The sequence below is a fragment of the Chitinophaga sp. Hz27 genome (assembly GCF_042263525.1).
Classification (GTDB): domain Bacteria; phylum Bacteroidota; class Bacteroidia; order Chitinophagales; family Chitinophagaceae; genus Chitinophaga.
In genome coordinates this window covers 262608-283706 of the sequence record NZ_JBHKFJ010000009.1, presented here as the reverse complement: position 1 = coordinate 283706, position 21099 = coordinate 262608, and the positions used below count along the sequence as shown (strand labels likewise).

20 protein-coding genes and 1 riboswitch are annotated in these 21099 nt (G+C 43.4%); of the genes, 16 read left to right on the top strand and 4 right to left on the bottom strand.

Features of this window, described 5'->3' with window-relative positions; genetic code table 11:
- The first annotated feature begins 7 nt into the window (after positions 1-7).
- Positions 8-649 carry an NAD(P)-dependent oxidoreductase gene (locus ACE38W_RS22370; protein ID WP_375834961.1) on the top strand — a complete coding sequence of 214 codons (642 nt, stop codon included), beginning with the start codon at positions 8-10 and terminating at the stop codon, positions 647-649.
- A gap of 264 nt (positions 650-913) precedes the next feature.
- Entirely contained in the window at positions 914-3088 is a 2175-nt protein-coding gene (locus ACE38W_RS22365; RefSeq protein ID WP_375834959.1) for a bifunctional alpha,alpha-trehalose-phosphate synthase (UDP-forming)/trehalose-phosphatase, read from the top strand.
- Between the two features lie 38 nt (positions 3089-3126).
- On the opposite strand, the gene ACE38W_RS22360 is transcribed toward ACE38W_RS22365, so the two are convergent.
- Complete coding sequence (locus ACE38W_RS22360) at positions 3127-4908, bottom strand: glycoside hydrolase family 15 protein (RefSeq protein WP_375834957.1); 1782 nt, start codon at positions 4906-4908, stop codon at positions 3127-3129.
- A 250-nt stretch (positions 4909-5158) separates the two neighbouring features.
- Here ACE38W_RS22360 and glk point away from each other — a divergent pair, with 250 nt between their 5' ends.
- The 14 genes from glk to ACE38W_RS22290 all read left to right on the top strand — a co-directional run bounded on the left by glk (position 5159) and on the right by ACE38W_RS22290 (position 17003).
- Positions 5159-6211: a glucokinase gene (gene glk / locus ACE38W_RS22355; protein ID WP_375834955.1), complete on the top strand. Its 1053-nt coding sequence runs from the start codon at positions 5159-5161 to the stop codon at positions 6209-6211.
- 14 nt (positions 6212-6225) lie between these two features.
- Positions 6226-6301, top strand: a riboswitch (Fluoride riboswitch).
- A 49-nt stretch (positions 6302-6350) separates the two neighbouring features.
- On the top strand, positions 6351-7646 hold the full coding sequence (locus ACE38W_RS22350; RefSeq protein ID WP_375834953.1) for a voltage-gated chloride channel family protein: 1296 nt from the start codon (positions 6351-6353) through the stop codon (positions 7644-7646).
- Positions 7647-8539: 893 nt separating this feature from the next.
- A complete protein-coding gene (locus ACE38W_RS22345; protein WP_375834950.1) occupies positions 8540-9100 on the top strand; it encodes a hypothetical protein in 561 nt (186 codons plus the stop codon).
- A 69-nt stretch (positions 9101-9169) separates the two neighbouring features.
- Positions 9170-10276, top strand: a complete 1107-nt coding sequence (locus ACE38W_RS22340; protein ID WP_375834948.1) for a hypothetical protein — start codon at positions 9170-9172, stop codon at positions 10274-10276.
- A 263-nt stretch (positions 10277-10539) separates the two neighbouring features.
- Positions 10540-11250, top strand: coding sequence for a hypothetical protein (locus ACE38W_RS22335; protein WP_375834945.1), 711 nt, complete (start codon positions 10540-10542; stop codon positions 11248-11250).
- Between the two features lie 3 nt (positions 11251-11253).
- Positions 11254-11694, top strand: a complete 441-nt coding sequence (locus ACE38W_RS22330; protein WP_375834942.1) for a hypothetical protein — start codon at positions 11254-11256, stop codon at positions 11692-11694.
- A gap of 111 nt (positions 11695-11805) precedes the next feature.
- Positions 11806-12210: a hypothetical protein gene (locus ACE38W_RS22325; protein ID WP_375834940.1), complete on the top strand. Its 405-nt coding sequence runs from the start codon at positions 11806-11808 to the stop codon at positions 12208-12210.
- A gap of 1 nt (position 12211) precedes the next feature.
- A complete protein-coding gene (locus ACE38W_RS22320) occupies positions 12212-12367 on the top strand; it encodes a hypothetical protein (protein ID WP_375834938.1) in 156 nt (51 codons plus the stop codon).
- Positions 12357-12941 carry a hypothetical protein gene (locus ACE38W_RS22315; protein WP_375834936.1) on the top strand — a complete coding sequence of 195 codons (585 nt, stop codon included), beginning with the start codon at positions 12357-12359 and terminating at the stop codon, positions 12939-12941. Before ACE38W_RS22320 ends, ACE38W_RS22315 begins: the two co-directional genes overlap by 11 nt.
- A complete protein-coding gene (locus ACE38W_RS22310) occupies positions 12938-13387 on the top strand; it encodes a hypothetical protein (protein ID WP_375834933.1) in 450 nt (149 codons plus the stop codon). The genes ACE38W_RS22315 and ACE38W_RS22310 overlap by 4 nt, the downstream gene beginning before the upstream one ends.
- 56 nt (positions 13388-13443) lie before the next feature.
- Positions 13444-14142, top strand: coding sequence for a hypothetical protein (locus ACE38W_RS22305; RefSeq protein ID WP_375834930.1), 699 nt, complete (start codon positions 13444-13446; stop codon positions 14140-14142).
- A 159-nt stretch (positions 14143-14301) separates the two neighbouring features.
- A complete protein-coding gene (locus ACE38W_RS22300) occupies positions 14302-14730 on the top strand; it encodes a hypothetical protein (RefSeq protein WP_375834927.1) in 429 nt (142 codons plus the stop codon).
- 1223 nt (positions 14731-15953) lie between these two features.
- A complete protein-coding gene (locus ACE38W_RS22295) occupies positions 15954-16298 on the top strand; it encodes an ADP-ribosylation/crystallin J1 (protein WP_375834925.1) in 345 nt (114 codons plus the stop codon).
- 63 nt (positions 16299-16361) lie between these two features.
- A complete protein-coding gene (locus tag ACE38W_RS22290; protein ID WP_375834922.1) occupies positions 16362-17003 on the top strand; it encodes an SMI1/KNR4 family protein in 642 nt (213 codons plus the stop codon).
- A gap of 69 nt (positions 17004-17072) precedes the next feature.
- Here ACE38W_RS22290 and ACE38W_RS22285 read toward each other — a convergent pair whose 3' ends face one another.
- Genes ACE38W_RS22285 through ACE38W_RS22275 form a run of 3 tightly spaced genes read right to left on the bottom strand, consistent with a single transcriptional unit; the run spans position 17073 to position 21091 of the window.
- Positions 17073-18665, bottom strand: a complete 1593-nt coding sequence (locus ACE38W_RS22285) for an MFS transporter (protein ID WP_375834919.1) — start codon at positions 18663-18665, stop codon at positions 17073-17075.
- 4 nt (positions 18666-18669) lie between these two features.
- On the bottom strand, positions 18670-19746 hold the full coding sequence (locus ACE38W_RS22280) for an HlyD family secretion protein (protein WP_375834916.1): 1077 nt from the start codon (positions 19744-19746) through the stop codon (positions 18670-18672).
- 4 nt (positions 19747-19750) lie between these two features.
- Positions 19751-21091 (bottom strand): TolC family protein, encoded by a 1341-nt coding sequence (locus ACE38W_RS22275; protein ID WP_375834913.1) that lies wholly within the window; start codon positions 21089-21091, stop codon positions 19751-19753.
- Between the last annotated feature and the right edge of the window lie 8 nt (positions 21092-21099).

Below are 21099 nucleotides of genomic sequence, written 5' to 3'. Positions count from 1 at the left end.
ATTTACAATGATGCAATACTCCACTATAGCCGTTCTTGGCGGCACAGGCCGTACAGGCCAATTTTTATTGATGCAATTACTTCAGGAAGGTTACCATATCAAAGCCCTGGTCCGAAACCCTCCAACCTGCCTAATCCGTCATCCAAATCTGAGATTTGTAATTGGCGATGCCCTTGATTATCAAGTCATCGAAGCGCTATTAGCAGGTACACAAGCAGTTATGAGTACTATTGGACAAAGATCCGGTGAGCCGCTGGTTGCCGCTAAGGTTACCGAACATCTGTTGCGTGCAATGGCTTTCCATGATATAGACCGCTATATAGTTCTTGCAGGCCTTAACGTAGATGCGCCTACGGACTATAAGGGGCCGGATACGCTACAAGCCACACTATGGATGCAGCAAACTTATCCACTGGTACATCACGACAGGCAGCTCTCAGTCCAGCTATTACAATCAAGTAGCCTGTCCTGGACAATGCTACGTGTACCCTATATACGCTTTGAAGCGGGTAATCAAGCGTTTAGGATAGATCTGATGGATTGCCCGGGCAATTACGTATATGCGGGCGATATAGCCTTTCAAATGACCCAGATGCTATCTGATGCCAGTTATATTGGTGAGGCGCCCTTTATGACCAGCAATCACTAATAGAAAGGAGAGAGGCCGGACTTTATTGGCCTCTCTTTCTGCTTTAGTTTGTCTATCTTATTCATTTTCTTTATATTGTAAACTCGCTCCTTCTGAAAGGATGCCTATTTCGTTTTGTAGCCCCACACCCTTAAGATGAACCATCACCGCTATTACAGCATTTTTAGACTTGCATTATAAGGTTCCGCTCTCCGGGTACATTTATTGATTAAATGGTGCAGTATCCATTAGCATGTATTTTGAAAATAGATATATAATAAGACTATGAGAAAAACTATTATTGTATCGAACAGGTTACCGGTGAAGATCACAGAGCAAGAAGGCAACTATACGTTGCAAACCAGTGAAGGGGGGCTGGCAACCGGTTTAGGATCTATTTACAGAGAGGGAAACAACATCTGGATAGGCTGGCCAGGACAAGAAATCAGTGACCCAGGGGATCAGACAAAGATCACCGCCCAGCTTAGAAAGATGAATCTTATGCCGGTTTTCCTCACCGAAGACGAGATTAATTACTTTTATGAGGGGTTCTCTAATGAAACACTGTGGCCTGTTTTCCACTATATGTCCGTTTATGCCCGCTATGAGCAAACTAACTGGGATTACTATTACCAGGTAAACAGAAAATTCAGAGATATCGTATTATCCGTAGCCGAACAAGGAGATATCATCTGGGTACAGGACTATCAATTGCTATTACTTCCTGGAATGCTTAGGGCAGAAATGCCGGAAATCTCTATCGGTTTCTTCCAGCATATACCATTCCCTTCCTTTGAATTGTTTCGTCTCATTCCGTGGCGTACCGAAATCCTGGAAGGAATGCTTGGCGCAGATCTCATGGGCTTCCATACCTTCGATGATACCCGCTATTTCCTGGATGCGGTAAACAGATTGCTCCCAGCTCAAACATCTGCCAATGTAGTTTCCTATAATGACAGGGCGGTTGTAGTGGAAACATTCCCGATGGGAATAGATTACGAGAAATACTCCCAGCTAGGTCACGATCCGGAAGTACAAAAGAATATCAATGAGTTAAAGGAGACGTTTAATACGGAGAAGATGGTGTTATCTATCGACCGGCTGGATTACAGTAAAGGGATATTACAACGTCTCGAAGCCTTTGAACAGCTCTTCCAGCTATATCCGGAAACGCTTTCCAAGGTAGTGCTATATATGATCGTAGTGCCTTCCAGGGATTCGGTACCGCAATACAAGCAACTAAGAGAAGACATAGACCGTAAGGTGGGACATATCAATGCGCGTTACCGTACGCTCAACTGGCATCCTATACAATACTTCTATCGTTCCTTCCCGGTAGAAATGCTGTCGGCGCTCTATAACTGCGCTAACATCTGCCTCGTAACGCCTATGCGCGACGGTATGAATCTCGTTAGTAAAGAATACGTTGCCAGTCGTAACAACAACGACGGTGTATTAATTCTCAGCGAAATGGCCGGTGCATCTAAAGAACTGATCGACGCCATCATCGTCAATCCCAATAATATCAGCGCTATAACGGCCGCAATTGTGGAAGCCTTCAATATGCCACTGGAAGAGCAGCAACGCCGCATGAAGGCTATGCGTCAGGTGGTGTCTAAATTCAATATTAACCACTGGGTGAAATTGTTTATGACGCGACTGCAGGAAGTGAATGTCATGCAACAGAATATGCTGGCAAGACGAGTAAGTCCAGAAACGGCTATGTATATACGACAAGAATATCGTAAGGCGAAGAATCGTATGATATTCCTCGATTACGATGGGACGCTGGTTGGTTTCCAGGGAAATATAGATCAGGCGGCGCCCGATCCGGATCTTTATCAGCTATTAAGAGAGCTGGCTGCAGTTCCCGGAAATAAACTCGTCATGATCAGCGGCAGAAACCATGATACGCTTGGCCGCTGGTTTGGCCATCTGCCACTGGACCTTGTAGCAGAACATGGCGCTTGGCAGAAAACGAAAGACGGGGAGTGGTACCAGCTTCCGGGCCTTAGCGACAAATGGAAGCAGGAGATCAGACCTATCCTGGAAACTACCACCGATCGTACGCCGGGATCTTTCATTGAAGAGAAAACATACTCACTGGTGTGGCACTATCGTAAGGTAGAACAGGGACTTGGAGAACTGCGCGCCAATGAATTGATGGCAACACTGCGATACTATGCACAGGAGAAAGGGCTACAGATATTGCCGGGAGATATGGTAATAGAAGTGAAGAATGTAGAGATTAACAAAGGAAAGGCAGCAGACAGCTGGTTACATCAGGGAGATTATGATTTTATTATGGCCATGGGAGATGACGTAACCGACGAAGATATATTTAAAGCATTGCCACCATCGGCATATACAATTAAGGTAGGTAGCCAGGTCTCAGCCGCCAGGTACTATTTACGAAGTTATCATGAGGTGCGGCATTTCTTGCGTACCTTGAAAAAATAAAACAGAGGGCTGTCTCCATTGAGTACAGCCCTCATTGTTTATATAAAGATAGGTAGATCAAGTTTCATACTAATGCGATAGGCAGCATTCATCAATCCTACATGGGAGTATGCCTGCGGGAAATTACCCCACTGGCTGCCGGTACCCGATTCAACATCTTCACTAAATAACAGCAGGTGATTACTGAACTGCAATATTTTTTCAAACTCCCGTTGCGCATCTTCCAGTCGGCCTACACAGGCTAGCGCCTCTACATACCAGAAAGCACAAACGAGGAAAGTTGTTTTAGGCTTCCCGAAATCATCAGAATGTAGGTAACGATAGAATAGACCATCGTCTGTTTTCAGTTCCTTCTCCAATGCTTCCAGATGATCACGGGCCCGTTGCGACGAGGGATCCAGGTAATTCATCATGATCAGCTGTAACGTGCTTGCATCCAGGTACTTACTGCCTGCCGCATTCGTATAGGCTTTTAACTCAGGATCATAGCAGCTTTCGATATGCGCGGCGGCTCTTTCCTTTAAGGCTACTGCTTTCTTTACCAGGTCGTCGTTTTGAATGGTGCGAGCCATTTTCTCTGCTGCGGAACATCCTGCCCACTGGAACAAATTCGTATAGCAGTGAATGTTAGCCATGTTACGGAACTCCCAGATGCCTGCATCTTTCTCATCGATGGTACGTTCGATCTTTTTTAGCAAAAGGTTGATCCATCTGTCAGAGTCTTTTCTTTCTGAGAAGATGAACCGATGATCGGTATACAGCGGAAGCATAGAGATCAACACCTGACCATAGATATCATTCTGGATATGCTCATAAGCCTGGTTACCAATTCTTACGGGCTGGTTACCCATATATCCACTTAGATGTGGCAGTATATTTTCTATCAGATCTTTTTTACCGGTAATACCATACAGTGGCTGGTATCGAAAATCGCCGGAGAAGGAGATATCCGTGATATAGCCAAAGTAGCGTTCCATCTCTTCAAAATGGCCGATGTGGTTAAGTGCAGTTAATATATAATAGCTGTCCCGCATCCAGCAGTAACGATAATCCCAGTTACGGCCGCTGTCAGGAAACTCGGGCAGGCTGGTGGTGCTGGCGGCAATGATAGCGCCGGTATCCTCATACTGATGGATTTTCAACGCAAGCGCCGATCTGATAACAAAGGGCTGAAAGTAATTAGCGATACTGGATTGTTTGATCCAGCTACGCCAATAGAGCGTAGTTTCCCGCAGGAAGCGTTCTGCAGTGCTTTGTAGTGGCGCCTCAAGGGGAAGGCCGTAAGTTAATAGGAGATACCTGGTATCATTCAACACAAATAATTCTTCGTCGATAATATAACTGATGGGAATATCGGTAGTAAGGCGGATACCAGCTTCACAACCGGTAAATTCAATATGGCTGCTTCCCCGGAGCGGATGCAGAAAGCGTGCGCCATAATCGCAGACAGGTTTACACTTTACGCGAATACGCGGCGAGCCATCGATAGGCTCCACTTTACGGATCATCATCAGCGGCTTAAAGAACCTTTCATACTGATAAAACCTGGGAGCAAAGTCGGTGATACGATAGCTGCCTTCTGCGGTCGTTACCTCAGTACACAGCACATTGGTATTTTCCAGGTAGTACTGATGCGAGGTATAATGATCGTCGGGGAGTAGTGAAAATTCACCTCCTTTTTTTGTGTCCAGCAATCCTCCAAAGGTAAACGTGCTGTCCATCCGGGGCCAGCAGAGCCAGTCGACGTTGGTATTTAAGTTTATATGCGCAATGAACGAGCAGTTACCTATAATGCCAGTCTGATAAGTATGTCTTTCCATAAGCATGATTTGTATGAACTACAGTTAATTTTACCAAATTGTTTGATGGTTGCAAATCGTGTTCCGGTTTTCATAAAAAACTATTGGCACTTTGATACTGCTGCACAGGTTTCCGTTTGGGCTGATAGGAGGTGTATTATTATATATTGTATCTGATGATATGGGAGTTAAGATTAATTAGGAGAGAAACATGCCCTGGGATAACCGGGGAATAATAATTACTTTTATTGGCGAGATAATTCTTGATGCGATGACCCAGACAGTAAAAAGACTTCAGTATTTGCCCAGTTTCCCTCAGGCTGCAACAGGTATGCAGCGGGTATATCTTTTGGCCGGTGATATAGGTGGAACTAAAACCAATCTGGCTTTATTCATGGCTGAAGACGGAAAGCTGGACGTATTAAGGGAAGAAACATATGTGTCAAGAGATTATGCGAATGTAACAGATATGTTCGTGAAGTTTTTGTCGGAGAGTAACGACAGGAAAGTAGAACGTATATGCATTGGCGTAGCCGGACCAGTTTTTAATGGGAGAGTAGAGTTAACCAATTTATCCAGGGAGTTGACGGTGGATGAGATCCGCCAGGCTACCGGGGTTCAGACGGTGGCACTCATCAATGACCTGGAGGCTACGGCTTATGGATTAGCAACTTTATCTCCACATGAACTGACCACCTTACACCGGGGCTCGGGAAGTCATTTTGGCAATATGGCTATTATAGCGCCTGGCACTGGTTTGGGTATGGCCGGACTTTATTGGGACGGGGAGTATCATCATCCGTTTGCATCAGAAGGTGGGCATACTGATTTCGCCGTGCGTACAGATCTGGATATTAAATTATTAAAGTACCTGCAAGAGAAATATGAAATTGTTAGTTGGGAACGTGTCATTTCAGGACCAGGTATTCATGACATCTATACTTTTTTAAGAGATGCGGAAGGCCTCGAAGAAAGTAGCACTTTGAGAGAAGCTATGCAGAACGGGAATCCATCTGCGGTGATCAGTCAGTCGGCGCTGGCAGGAGATGCAGGTATCACCAAAAAAACGATGGAGTTATTTGTGAGATATCTGGCGAGAGTATCAGCAGATCTTGCCATGAAATATAAATCGGTGGGCGGATTATTCCTCGGTGGGGGGATTCCTCCGAAGATAGCGGGGCTGCTGGAAACCGGGGAGTTCTATAATCATTATATTCAGGGCGATCGTATGGCAGAATTGCTGGCCAGCGTCCCACTTCATATTGTTGATAATGACAAGGCAGCACTTTGGGGTGCAGCATATTATGCACAACTATTAAAATAAAATATTACTTTTGCCAACAGACAGGAAATGGTGTCTTCCTGTATAATCCAACCGTTTCGCATCGCCGGAGCTGATGGCGCCTACAGATAGTTAAATGAAAAGGAATCGTTGATTCCATGTTTTATTTATTTGTAGGATTATGAAACAAACACAGAGCTTCCCTAAAGATCAATTATCGATTGTTTATCAGCTGCTTCGCTGGACATTACTCATCTTACCCGTTGCTATTATTACTGGTTCTCTGGTAGCGTTATTTCTATGGTTGCTTGATACGGTAACGCATATACGCTGGGAGCATTCCTTTATTTTATACTTCTTACCTTTTGCTGGTATATTAATTTACTGGTTGTATAAGTGGGCAGGGAAATCGGCCGACAAGGGTAATAACCTGATCATGGATGAGATACATCAGCCAGGTGGTGGTGTTCCTGCACGTATGGCGCCTTTGGTATTGATCACCACAATCATCACCCATTTATTTGGAGGATCTGCGGGGCGTGAAGGAACTGCAGTGCAGATTGGTGGCAGCATGGCCGGATGGATAGGACGTGTATTGAAGTTGAGTGAGGCAGATGTAAAGATATTATTGATGACAGGTATTGCAGCAGGTTTTGGTGCGGTGTTCGGGACGCCAGTAACAGGTGCTGTATTTGCTTTGGAGGTACTAGCAATTGGAGTAATGCGTTATGATGCCCTGATACCTTGTCTGGTGGCGGCGGTGTTAGCAGATGTTGTTTGCAGTTCCTGGGGAATTACACATACACATTACCATATTGATTATGAATCAGTAGCTTCTACTATTGGTGTTCCATTTATCCATACTGATTTATTGCTGTTGGCAAAAGTAATTGCTGGCGGTGTTGCATTTGGTCTGACAAGCTTTCTCTTCTCCTGGCTGATGCATAAAATCAAATCTACCGCCAACGCCTATATTAAAATACCATGGTTAATTCCATTTGTAGGTGGCATAATAATAATAGGTCTCTGCTGGATACTCCGTACAGATGCTTATCTTGGTTTGGGTGTCACTACAAAAGACCCGAATAGTTTGGCGCCAAGTATAGTGAATGCATTTCGTGCAGATGCCGATATCAGTTATATGAGCTGGTTCTGGAAATTGTTATTTACCGCTATCACGCTAGGGATGGGATTTAAAGGGGGCGAGGTGACTCCATTATTTTTTATGGGCGCCGCGCTGGGGAATTCTTTGGCACATATCCTTGGTGCACCTGTAGACCTGATGGCCGGACTTGGTTTCATCGCAGTTTTTGCCGGAGCAACTAACACACCGTTGGCTTGTACAATTATGGGAGTCGAGTTATTCGGTACGCATCATGTGATATATTTTGCGGTGGCTTGTTTTACGGCTTATTATTTCAGTGGACATTCGGGGATTTATAGTGCGCAGCGACTGGCGGTACCGAAGAAGCGATGAGTAATTTATCTTATCTAGTTAGATTATGTTAAATAGAATTCTGTCCTATAGAGATACCAGTATTGATAATAAATAGACTTCCTTTCTCCTACAATATAATTGATGCCCTGGGATATTATCCTGGGGCATCTTTGTTTTAAAGCGGCTGGTGCCTCGCATACAATTTCAATGCGCCCCTGGTGTCAACTTTTAAATCCTGCGTTAAATGGGAATTATTGAGCTGTGTCAGGATTGAATAGCTGTACGATTTATAAAGAATGGCACAAATATGATGTCCTCGGGAGCTTTGTATCATTCTGGTCTGGTGGGTAGGATTAGCTGAATCTGAAGGCGCTGAGAATCGCGTGGTTGAAAAAAAGTTGAACTATCTCTGGATAAAAAAATCTGACAACTTATGTTATTGATAGAATAAATGGCGAACGGAATGTTGAACGGAATTAAATCGCAGGAGAGGTGCTTGATGATGATAAACTGAAAATATTTCTGACTGTAATCGTATACACAGCGTAAAAATATTCCGCAAAGAAATTCTCACTTGTTTGCGTCGCGCTGAGAAATTCCTGACTGGGATATAGGTCGATTTGATTTCAAATATCGCATTCTCAGCGCACTCATTTAAGGGGGATTTTGGCAGGCCCGGCGCGAAGCGCCTAAAAAAATTTTTCTAAAAACGGACTCGCTTGAGGTTGGGTTTAGTGTGTTTCAGATTATCCTATAATTTACGATACGTTAACAAAATAAGAAAGTATTTGCAACTATAATAATCTGATAATTAGTTAGTTATCCTATTGTCTAAAACTTTTCACGAATATATAAAAAGTTCTCCAATATACTTTTAAAGAGGGTTTATTAATAATCAACGTTATAACACTGATTTTTAATAACCTGTATTTATGAGCGGAAACGAGAGATGGAGGCATTTAGTGCCTACTTCCACAGTGGCAGTGTGCCTAAACTGCGGTAATAACCCACGTAAGATTAACAGTAACACAACAGATTCTGAAGAAGTAGATGTTAACAAGGTTCGTGAATCCCTAGAACGCAGGCGGCAGAAGATACCGCCGCACCTACTCAATATCGAAAGGATACTAAACATTGATGTTTGGGATTTAGGGCCAACTGGACTAGAAGCGGTTTATAGCCTCATTCCTTGGGATAATAAACGCGCATTTAACAAAAGCACGTTTATCAAGTTCCTTCGACGTTATAAGGTACCTCACGATGTCTCGTATGGTCTGGGTATTGATTTACTGGAAGTACCAGTAATCGATGATGTCAATGCCCGTACCACTGTTCATCTAAACTTCACAGAAGACGGATTTGTAAAAGTGTCTATGGATGGTAAAGATTTCGAAATCCGGATTTTATTTTATGAGAGCCGTTATCTATATCGCAGGCTGGTAAAGTATTTTAGCCTTCCCGTACTTAAATGTTTAATCGAGGCAGATTTTTAACTCCCGTAAAGTAGAACGGGAGTAACACTGACAAATCACATGAGCATTCAAGTTTAGAATGTTCAGTAAATGAAGTACGTACACGCGGTCGATTGGCTGCAAATTCATGTTAAATGCCCGGTAGAGATCAGGGCAATTGATACCTTCAGGTATCACACAGAAAAATTAGATTATCAGACAAGGCAATTCCGGGAGGTATACGAAATCTCCGTTCTTATGCCTTCCGGAGACTTTGAAAAATGCGCAACCCTGGTTTGCAAACCACATGCGAGCTTTCTCGGCGGTGATATGGGATTATTGAAAATAGAAAACAAGTTTTTGTACCAATCTGAGCTGAAAGCCTTTGTTATTGAGCTTCTGCGTCAGTACCACTTAAAATTTCACTCCATCAGCCGTTTAGACCTGGCTATTGATTTTACGAGCTTCGAAAACAATTTAAACCCCGCCGACTTTATTAAGGGCTTCCTTTCAGCTGAGTATGTAAAAAAGCATAGGGCTAATTTTTCCCTTCAGGGTAGCCATCAGAACGGGTGTAACCTGTTTAATTATATCAGGTTTGGTAGCAAAACCAGTGAGGTGAATTATTACCTGTACAACAAGACGGTGGAGCTAAACGCCCGGAAAAACAAGCCCTGGATACGTGAAATGTGGCAGCAGGCAGGATTTGCCGAAGATGCCACCGTATGGCGCTTAGAATTTAGCCTCAAATCTTCCTGTAAAGAGCTTATAGAGTATGACTTCGGAGAAATTACGCCTGTAAAGGCTTTGACTATTATTGAGCCTGAAAAATCTTTCACTTTTTTAAGTACCCTTTTTCATAAGCATTTTTCCTTTTTCGAATCAGGCAGGGGGGGACGGAAAGACCGCCTGACGCCTGTCTGCCTGCTACATCTTGACAAACCCAATACTGTATTAATGCGCCTTACAGAGAAGGCAGAATCTTCCAGGATGGACAAGATTTTTGTTAAGCGCCTGGAGGCTGAAAACCAATCTGCTAGGGTGATAGACAAAAATTACTTCCTATATGGGGCGCGTATCCTTATGGAGTTTCTTATAAAACGTGATCTGGTGATGTGGTATTTAAAGCAGTTTCCGGGAGGTTCAGCAGCGCTTTCCTTATTGGGAATAAAGGCGGGGCTAATAAATGACGAGTTCGAACAAGCAGCATTCTTTTAGCTATGAGAGGTATTATTAGGCTGCTTACCTACAAGGATTACCAGCGGTTGTTTGCTGTTTGCGAAAAAACAGCTAAACGAATGATAGCAGGCGATAGGAAAGAATTGAATTTAAAGCGAATTACGCAATATCACCTGTGTTCCCTTTATGGAATTCCTTTGGAGTTATTAGAGGGGCAAAATAGGGCTAAAAAGGGGTAAGAAAGGGTGGAGGTTGGGCAAGGCGGTGGATAGATAACAGTTTCTTTGAATCAAATATCATTCATGAAACTATTATCAAATTTTACTGGTGCCTCTAAAGATGACATTTATCTGCAATCTTCCGCACATGGAATCGGGATTTCGTTGGCAGATGCAGCCCCAATTGATTTATCTAAAATCAATATTAAAATCGATTTCTTTTCGAAGAACCGCGGCAGTAAAGAGATTTACCCGCGCATGTCTCTTGCGACTGCATTTGAAATGAACACATTCGAGGAGGGGTTTTACCTGCGCGATGACAAGCTGGTAAAGGGTTTAATTAAATTAAGTCCGGATGGTTCGTTGCACCTGGAAGAAGGCGAATATATCAAAATCGCATTCGAAGGGGCAAGCGCTACAACCGTAACAAACATTAGCTCCATCGATGCGCCAATCTTATCCGCCACCTATAAGGCCATATCTGCGGTTACTATCACCGGTCAGACAAAGGATTTGAACGTAGCCGATAGCGTTATGCTACATCTGCCTATTGCCAAAATCGATGAGATTGACATCATGTATCCAACCAAAACCGTGAAGTATTCCGGTCAGGAATTGGAATACCTGGCACGCGCTATTAATGACCTGGTGTCAGTTAACAGCGCTGGTACTAACGTGGTCGCAGGCTATGAAAATTACATTTCATTGAGTTGCTATGATGCTATGAAGGTGGCAATAACCCCCCGTGATTACACCCCCTTTGTGATCTATACGGAAAAACACAAAAATTTTTAGCCTATGTCTTTTTTAGGAAATCTTTTTAAACGTAAGCCAGGCGGTACTGTCCTCGGAAATATCCTGCGTAAAACAGCTAATACAGTTGCTGGGGTGATTCCATTCGTGGGCGGCGTTGCCTCAAAAATTGTCGGCCAGGGTGCAATGATGATTAGCCAGGAGGACGCAGATAAACGCGATTTATCCGACGCTGATTACATCGCAAAATATGGTGTCCAAAAGGACGGGCGTGTTCCCCAGGTGTTTAATTCTGCCGGACAAACTTTACTTGCTACTGCGGGAGCTGGTGCCATCGCAGGGGCTAATACTGCTATTGCTGGCCTTGAAGCACAACAAGCCGCCGACAAGGCGGGAGTGTGGCAATACCTTAAATGGTTGCCTGTGGTGGGTTTGGCCTTCCTGATCTATAGAGTTTATAACAACAAAAAACAACGTCGTCGATAACATGGACAAGATAAAAGAATTTTTAACGACCACACCAGGCAAAGTTTCTGCGGCACTGGCGGCGGTTCTGGTAGCGGTATTTATTTGGAAGAAATCAAACAAGCGTAGATAATGGCATACACCAGGTATACACGAAATAATTACAGCTACAGCACCGCATCGAGGCGAAAATTTTTCTCCGATAAACCCCGCAAGAAATCAGGCTGCAGGATGCGGTCCGGGTGGACAAGCCGTAAAACAGGGGAAAGGGTTGATGATAACTATATCACTGGCTGGAACAAATCCATGACCCGCGGGTTTATTACGTTCATTGCTTCCCCCAGGAAGGAGAGAGAAACCGCCAGCCCACATAATGAACATTGGGTGGTAACCGTCCAGTTTAGTACGGGTAAAAAGACATTTACCGGTTTCTATAACCTAAACACCAAAAGGCTAACCATCCCTGATTTGCAGATGGTAGCCAACCCTAACGCGCCCAATGGTGGCTATTTTGGAACGAACAGAAAAAGGAAGTAACATGAAAAGTTTATTGCGATTACTAAAATATGCAGGCGTTGCCGTTATTGTACTGGAAGCCGTTAAAACCGTTGTTACTAAAGTATCGGATGACTATCCGGAACTGTTTGAACCAGCACCAGAGAAGAACAAAAAAGCGATCGCCGATGCTGAGTAACTACGAGCTGAGTTTAATTTTATCAATAGAGCAGCGCCTCAATTTTCCTGAGCTTTCCCTGGTGCGAAGCATTGCATTTGAAACAGGGGGTACGTTTAGTACCTCCATTAAGAACGGCACCAGTGGCGCGGTTGGGTTAATTCAATTTCTGGAAAGTACAGCCGAAGGACTTGAAAAGGGTTTGTATCAACGCTTACCGTTGATGTCAGTAACGGAGCAACTTGTATACGTAGAAAAGTACTTTCAACAGTTTTTGAAAGTCTACAAAAAGCCTCCCCGTACGGCTTTTGACGTGTATGCCCTGATGTTGCATCCACCTTTATACAATCAGGACGATAATACAGTCTTTGCTGTCCAGGGTACCAAACGTTATGACTGGAATAAAGGTTTCGACCTGGATCACAACGGCACCATTTCCAAAGGTGAGGTTAAAAAGAAGTGGGAAGCGGCTACTAATAAGCTCCTGAAGAGTTCCAAAATTCCTATTACCACGGTGACGGCTAGGGGCTTTATAGCTATATCTCTGGCGGTTTTCCTCCTGGCTATGTATTACGTTTTAAGTATGCCACGATGAGCAGGAGTACAGAATCGGACAAATGGAAAAAATACCTGGTCTTTGGTGCTATAGCCTTTGTGATTTACAAGGTTTACAAAGGCATCAATGCAGCTGGGGACGCGGTAAGTAGTATTGCGGAGCTGGAAACACTTGCGAAAACCAGTAATGTAAGTACTGAGAGGATCGCCGTATGTAAAGATGTAGCCGAAAAGTGCGAAAAAGCAATCTGGAATTTCCACGATGCTTTTGGATTTCTTCCCATCTCTGATTACAGTATAGGAGAAGATGAGGATGCAGTAATTGCAAATCTGAATAGGTTGAATACTGTCCAGGAAGCGGCATTGACTAGTCAATTCTATGCACAAAAAGCGAAGGGTCACAGCCTTCTGGCGGATGTACGCAAGTACTTAAATGCAGGCGAACAGGCACAGATTAATCCAACAGTCATTAACTCTATTTCTTAATAAATAGACCTGCACTATAGAACTAGTACTACATTGCAGGTTGTATTATATAGCCCATGAGTAACTTTACATTTACTGATAGCTTTTTTAAACACATCAAGGCTCCCACATACAAACTAGAGGTAGTCAGTCCGGATGTGAAAAGCCTATCTGTTTTTCCTCCATTAGAGAAGGTATATTTTGAATTTGTAGATAAGCCAGGCGTATGGCGCCCAGGTAGTGAATTAGGTTTAACTATTTTTAAACGGGAGCTGGCCAGCTATGGTATAAATAACGCCTATGCTACGATGTGGCTGCAACTTCCAGATGCTTTGCCTAATGTCTTATCGGTTAAGGGGCTTATTATCCCTGAGGCGATCGCGGACAGTATTACCGCCTGGGATTCGATGGGCATGGATGGGAATATGCATCACATGGAGGGGTACGAGTCAATAGGGAATGGCTATGTTCAAATGATTCATTCCTCCCGCGATAGCCACGGCAATGAAGGAGAATCGCATCACGGTGTAATTAGGTTTGGAGTCGTCTTTCCCGATTTGGATATTCCACCAGGTGTTGAAGATAAGGATGATATACAGTATAGCGTCGATTATCAACACATATACATTAAACGCATCCAGGACAATGAAGATGTTATAACTGCTTTAAGCGGCCTAAGCTGGCCCGGAACGTGGGATTTTAGTATACTACACAGAACGGCAGGAAGTTACACAGTAGAGAAAAGCGGGAAATATATTTTGCTGCGATGTGTGTAATTTCTATATTTGCTCCCGAAGAACAACAAGTATAATAATCACACCGAACCGCCAGCCCCGCAAAGCATTAACTTACGGGGTTTGGCACGGCGGTGTAAGTCCGCCAACTCTTGGTGCTTCGGTGCTATGTTGTTCTTCAGTGACCAAACCCCTATTTAAATGGCTACAGCGGCTGAGCAACAACCGAATCACGATGTCTTTTTCGCTGACCTGGAACCTAGCCAGGTCGTTCAAGCTATAGGCAATCTTTCTGCTATGCCTGTTGAGTTTGACTTCGAACCTTCAAATACACAGCTTGAGAACTCACTTTTCTTACTTACTCTGGGAATGGCAGTAGTACGCTATTTCGAGACTGGAAAAGTTCACAACTTTCTTATAACAGTTGGTTCCGAGCAACAGCCCTTTACTGATTTATTCCCTTTAGAAGATTTACTGAAGATAGTACAGAACATTAGGACTGATTTAGAAAATAGACCTCCTGCACAAAAGGCGGGCTATATTTTAGATAGTACGGATGCAATGGAAAAATTGTTTCTAGGGATAGAAGCATTCGCCGTGCGTATACACGAGGAATATGATTTATTGTAGGCCCCCATTGTTTGGAAACCCCCGCCGGGGAGGGGGTCGCAGGGGGAGTGGCTCGGCGGCAGCAGCCCTCCCCCCGAAATGAAAAATTATTTGGTCGTAGGATGACTGGAGAAACGCTGAAGCACCAAGCCAGGCGAGCGGCCTTTTGGTCGCGGGGGGTTGTTTTCCAACAGGCCCCCTTTTTACAGGTTCACGGAGATGATAAAGTTCTTTCAAGCTTTTACCCTAACTATTGGATGTAGAACAACAGGCAGGAACGGCCTGGGGGTAAAGTCCAGAGGGCAGCACGGTTGTGTTGCCCTTTCTATCTTATCGATTCATCTGCATATATAAAAGGTATGTGCGATGACTTTTTCCATAATATAAATACTGTACCAGGTGTCGACCAGGTGCATGCCTTTTCACAACATAACATCTAATTATTTTTTTGTGTTACGATCTCGCCATGTCTCCACATGGCGTTTTTTTATTCCTTCAACACCTGGTGCGATACCCTAAAACATACCACCAGATTTAATTATAGAAATACATTTTTACAAATTTATCTTGATAGGGGTCAGCAAATTGACCAGGTACTGCCTTGAAAAAATCGGGCTGCAGGAGTGATTTTTATCCGTACACAAGATAAGTTTGAGTAAAAAAGGCTGAAATGGACAAGTAGGGTATTGTAGTGGTGCCAGGGTGCTTTTTTTGGCGGGGAAAAAAATTATCATACATTCGGGGCGATTATTTATTAGTTGCTCTTTGATTTATTGTCAGTATAAAAATTTGTCGCATGGAGTTATTACGCGCTCCTTAGTAGGGGAAACCCTCTTTTGGTATATGACCTAGTTTAAGACCTAGGTAACTGATTTTCAATTATTATACTATTTTCTAACGCACTATTGATACACGCAGCTTAAACATAACCTCTCTAATGCATGGGAATATTTGTACGTAGGCTGGAACAGGATAAAAAGGTGTGGATTTGGAAACTGACGGAATTTTAGCAATCGCCCCGAGGCATTAATGACGGAAAAATCCGTCTTTTTTTGTGTCTCTGATTGTCCTATAATTTATATTATGTTAAATAGATATTATTACACAAATCATCCTTAAAGACCCTTCTTCCCGTCTATAGTCAGGTACGTTTAAACTTTTGCGGCGCCACGTTGATATGGATCGTTACATTTTCTCAAGATGTTCTATTTTGCAGCCCCTGAGAATCGCTTAAATATATTTTGATGAAGACCATTACCTTATATCGTCCTGTTAATGCAGTGGAACTGGCTTTAATTGAAGCAACAAATTGGAAAGGATTTCCTCCCCGTTTGCCAGACCAACCCATATTCTACCCCGTTACAAATTTTGAGTACGCCAAACAGATCACAGTTGATTGGAATGTTCCAGCTTACGGTAACGGCTATGTAACAGCCTTTGACGTGAATGCTGATTTTTTGGCTAATTACCGCGTTGAAAATGTTGGTGCTGACCTGCACAACGAATATTGGATTCCTGCAGAAGACTTGCCTGCATTCAATGCTAACATCATCGGCCCAATTCGTGTAGAATTTGAATATCACCAATAACTCTCTCTTAGAGAGCTATCAGGCGTCGTGTTGGTACCGTCACGTTAACAATTGATTTTGACCATGAATGATGCAGTAATTAAGGAGGTGCAGGCCAATCTGCATCTCACTTTTCCAGCTTATTATAAATCCTTTTTACAGGAGCAACAGCTCGATACTACTCGATATTTCAATGAGCTGACCTGCCTCTATGGCCTGCATGACCTGGAAGAAATGAATTCGGCTTATCAGATCCAGCAATGGATGGCTGATTATCTCATGATAGGTTCCGACAGCGGAGATTATGCCATATTAATAAAGTGTAGCTCCACTCCTGACAATTTCGTATATCTGACAGCGTTAGGCGCGCTCTCCACAGACGACAGCTACATTTTGGCCTATTCATTTAATGAATGGGTGCAACGTGGCTATTCCTCCGAGATGGAATCCATCGTAGAAACAAGTCCTTATAATAAAAGAAGGTTGCTCGCCTGGGAAGATTACATACGATCGCCCGACTATCAATGGCATGAAACAAATAAACAGTTGCTACAGCAACTAAATAGCCTCGAAAATCAGAGAACAACACGAGTTATTGATCTATCTACCTACCTTCATTCAAAGAAAAAACTGAAAGCAGCCATAGACGAGCATCTACAGTTAAATAAACAATACCTTTCTTTTAATGATTGGTGGCATGATAATTCCCGACAATCATCTACCTAATTAATTCTCATAAAAAAACCGCCCTAAGGCGGTTCTTACATCCTAAAAAGAAACAGCAAATAACTGCCCTTAAAACGTAGCAGCTGCTGGTTGCTTGGCCCTAACGTTAATGATTGTACGATTAATGAATGGCGCCATCACAATAATGAGCATTATTACTGCTATCATGATAGCAATCAGCGCATAATAATCCATGGCATATTGTAAAAATGACTGCTTCTGAATAGCTCTGCTGAGCAAGCCAGTAGCAGCTTTTGCCGCCTGATCCGCAGGCAGCCCCCTTCCCTGTAAAGCAGATTGATAAGTATGTAGCCGCGTTTGCAATCCATCATCTACTGCTGTCACATGATCACTCATACGCGTACCATGGATCTTACTAAAGTAAATACTGAAGAAATTAATCATGGCCGTACTACCACTGAAAAACGCAAACCTGATAAATACCCCGACAGCCGCCGCACTCTGACTCAACTCAAAAGGAACAGAAGATATAGTAAACAAGATAATAGGCGTCATCAACAAACCAGCTCCTGCCCCTTGTATAAATAGTGGAATAATAAAAGTGCTTTGGTCTGCCTCAGATGCAAACAGGAAATACATCCAGCCATGAAATAAGAACATCAGGAAAAAGCCCACCAGCCAAATGAATTGTGTAGGTCGCTGTTTGATGATGAGTCTTGCAGAAATAATAGTTCCGGTAGCAATGCCCAGTATATTGTAAATGAATAATTCATAGATATGCAGCGGGTCCATACCAAGTACAGTGGAGAAATAAGTGGTAGTAACGTTGAAGGCCCCACGTATAATATATAGTAACCCTACCAGCGCAATACCGAAAATAAATCCTCTGTACCTGAAGACTTCCATGTGTATTAACGGTCGTTTAAGGCTAAGCTGTCTCACCACGAAAAACAATCCCAATCCAAGTACTGCTACCAAACTCCAGACAATAGTTGCATCCTGCAGCCAATAGTATTGCTGCCCATATACTAAGATATAGCCCAGGCAAATCAACAACGGTGCATATAGGAAAAAGCTGCCCCAGTCCAGTTGATACAACGGCACCCTACGCACCAGGTGTATCCTGTTCATTAGTAGCAGCAGCAAAACTGCACCTGGAACAAAGCAGTATATCATTACCTTATATAATACATTGTATTCATAATCATCTATTATTGGTGCAGTAATTAAGGAAGTGAATGAAGATGCGCATAAAATCAGGGCATAGAAAAATGCATAGCCTATCTCCCTCGCATGATTTGATTTCAGCCTGGAAAACAGCAGGGTAAGGCAAATGCTCGTGATCCCACAGTTAAGTATTCCCTGAAGGAAGCGGCAAATATAAAGGATGGGTAATTCCCTGGTATTATAGATACAATAAGTGACAAATACCTGTAGCACCAGGCATATTAAAAAATATTCCTTGGTGGAAATACGACTGAAAAATCTCCTCTCCAGGGGTGTAAAAGCCGCCAGTGCGGAATAATATACCAACATTGAAAACTGGATGTCTGCAGGTTCTACACCATAAAAGCCTGTGGCAGCGTTTACGTTTGCGGTAGACAATGCGAACAGCATTACGGTAGGCAGCATTACCAGAATGATTGTCAATCGTATGAGCCATTCCGGTACCCAGCGTCTGAAAGTTCCGTCATTAGCCATATACTCAGTTCCTCTCTTTTTTTACAGATACTACAGCACTCATACCAGCTGAAAGATCTCTCAGTTCGTCGGCACTACCGTTCACGCGTATACGAACAGGAATACGTTGTGCGATTTTCACGAAGTTACCGGTTGCATTATCCGGGGGTAATAAGGAGAATCTACTGCCAGTGGCGCCAGATAAGGATTCTATCGTACCGGTGTATTTCTTTCCAGGGAAAGCATCAACGGCAATATCTGTTTTCTCTCCCACCTTCATATGGCGGATCTGTGTTTCTTTAAAATTGGCAACCACCCATTTACCAGATGCTCTGTCAACGATAAAGGCCAGCGTCTGACCTGCCTGTACCAGCTGCTTTGGCTGAATGGTCCTACGTCCCATCTTACCGTCGTAAGGCGCCAGTATAACAGTATACGAAACAGTGAGGTCATTTCTTTTCACTACAGCCTCTCTCCTTTGGATCTCTGCCTGTAAAGCTTTCAGCTGTACTTTAGCGTCCTCTATTTTAGAGAGGGATGCATCGTAAGCATTGATAGCCGTTTTATAATCAGATCGGGAAACGTCCAGGGCTGCGGTAACTCTGTCCAGCTGCTGCTTGGTAGCTGATTCCACGTCGTACAGCTTTTTGTAACGATCATATTCCTGTTCCTGGTTTACCATTTTAGCTTTGGCGGCCGCGATTTGTGATTGGTATACTTTAGAGCTCTGATCACTTGTTTTAACGCTGCTTTCTATAACGGCGATCTGTGCGCGGGCATTCATCAAGGCCGCTTCCGCTTCTTGCTGAGCAGCAGCATACTCGCTGTTGTCGATCACCACAAGGGTATCTCCTTTTTTTACATCCTGGTTCTCTTCGTAGCGGATTTCCTCTACATAGCCAGTTACTTTGGCAACAACTGGGTTGATGTATTCATCTACCTGTGCATCGTTTGTTTCTTCGAATTTAGACTGGCGCAGCAGGGTTTTAACACCCCATATAGCCAGGAGTATAACCACGATAGACGCTACGATGGTGGTCACTCTTGAGATTATTCTATCCGTTCTGTTGGTGCTGGTGTCTGTATTTGTAGTCTTGTTCATATTATTATAGGTTGCCTGTTGCTTTCAATAATTGATAGTACTGTAATTGAGCCGTTACTTCTGCTGTTGTAAGATCGAAGCGGGACTGCAGTAATTGCGTTTCTGCGTCCAGCAGATCTGTCATCAGTGAGAGCTGGTTAAAATAGGTGTTGTTGACAATCCTGAAATTTTCCTGTGCCTGTGCAATGTTCTCTTTAGCCACCTGTATCCTGGTAACGGCTTCGGTGAAACGCAGGTAAGCGGCTCTGACATCTTCTCTTACTCTGTCTTGCGTATCTTCATGTTCCACTTCTTGCCGCATCAGGTTGATCTTCGCTTCTGCCTTTCGATGTTTGTTCATATATAGCTGAGAGATGGGCAAGGTTGCCTTTACGCCTGCTTGTCCGAGTCCATATAACGTAAACGCATATGGGTACAGAATGATCTGCGGATAGGTGTATGCATATTCTGCATAGAGGCCTACCTTAGGCATGATGTTAGCTTTTACCTGCTTGAGTTTCAGCTCACTGAGTTTTGTTTCTTTTTCAGAAATCTTAAACTCGTAAGAGTTATCATATGCCTGATGCAGGTAATCTTCGTAGGTGCGTTCGGGTAAGGCTGCTGCGTCAATTGTATCAGCAGCAATTTTGATGATGGCAGAATCAGGATCACCCATCATAATATTGAGGCGTTGCATGGCAATCTTAAGACTGTTGCGGATTTCAAGCAGTGTCATTTTCTGCTTGGAAAGTTTCAGCTCTGCACGTAGTACATCACTCTTCAATACTACACCGTTCTTCAGCAATTGACGGATCTCTTCCAGTTCTTTCTCCCGCTCCGCAATATCCTGGAGCATTACCTTTTCATATTTGTAATTACGATAGATATCGAGATAATAGGCTGCGGCTTTATATCTCAGCTCTTGTTCACTGAGATTCTTCTGATCTTTTGCCAGTTCACTTTCTGTTTGTGCAGCGGTGATTTCGCGCGTTGTTTTACCTCCGTTATAAAGATTGAGATATGCTTCTGCACCAAATTGATAGGTAGCCTTTTTTTCTATAGGTACTTGTGTGGGAGCTTTGAACAGACCATCTTCATATAAAGCAAAATTGGAGAATCTACCATAGGAACCTTTCGCAGATACCTCCGGGAGTCGTTCCGTCTTTGCTGTTTTCACACGTTCATCTGAACTTTCTACCTTCAATTGTTGCATCTGCAACTGTTTATTATAGGTGGCCGTTTTTTTCCAAACTTCTGAAAGTGTTAGGGTGTTTGTAGGTTCAGGGTTTTGGCTATTAGCCTTCATGCTGCCTAACAGTGTGATAATGAACACACCCGCCAGCAACTTATTAATAAATGTAAACATACCTGTGT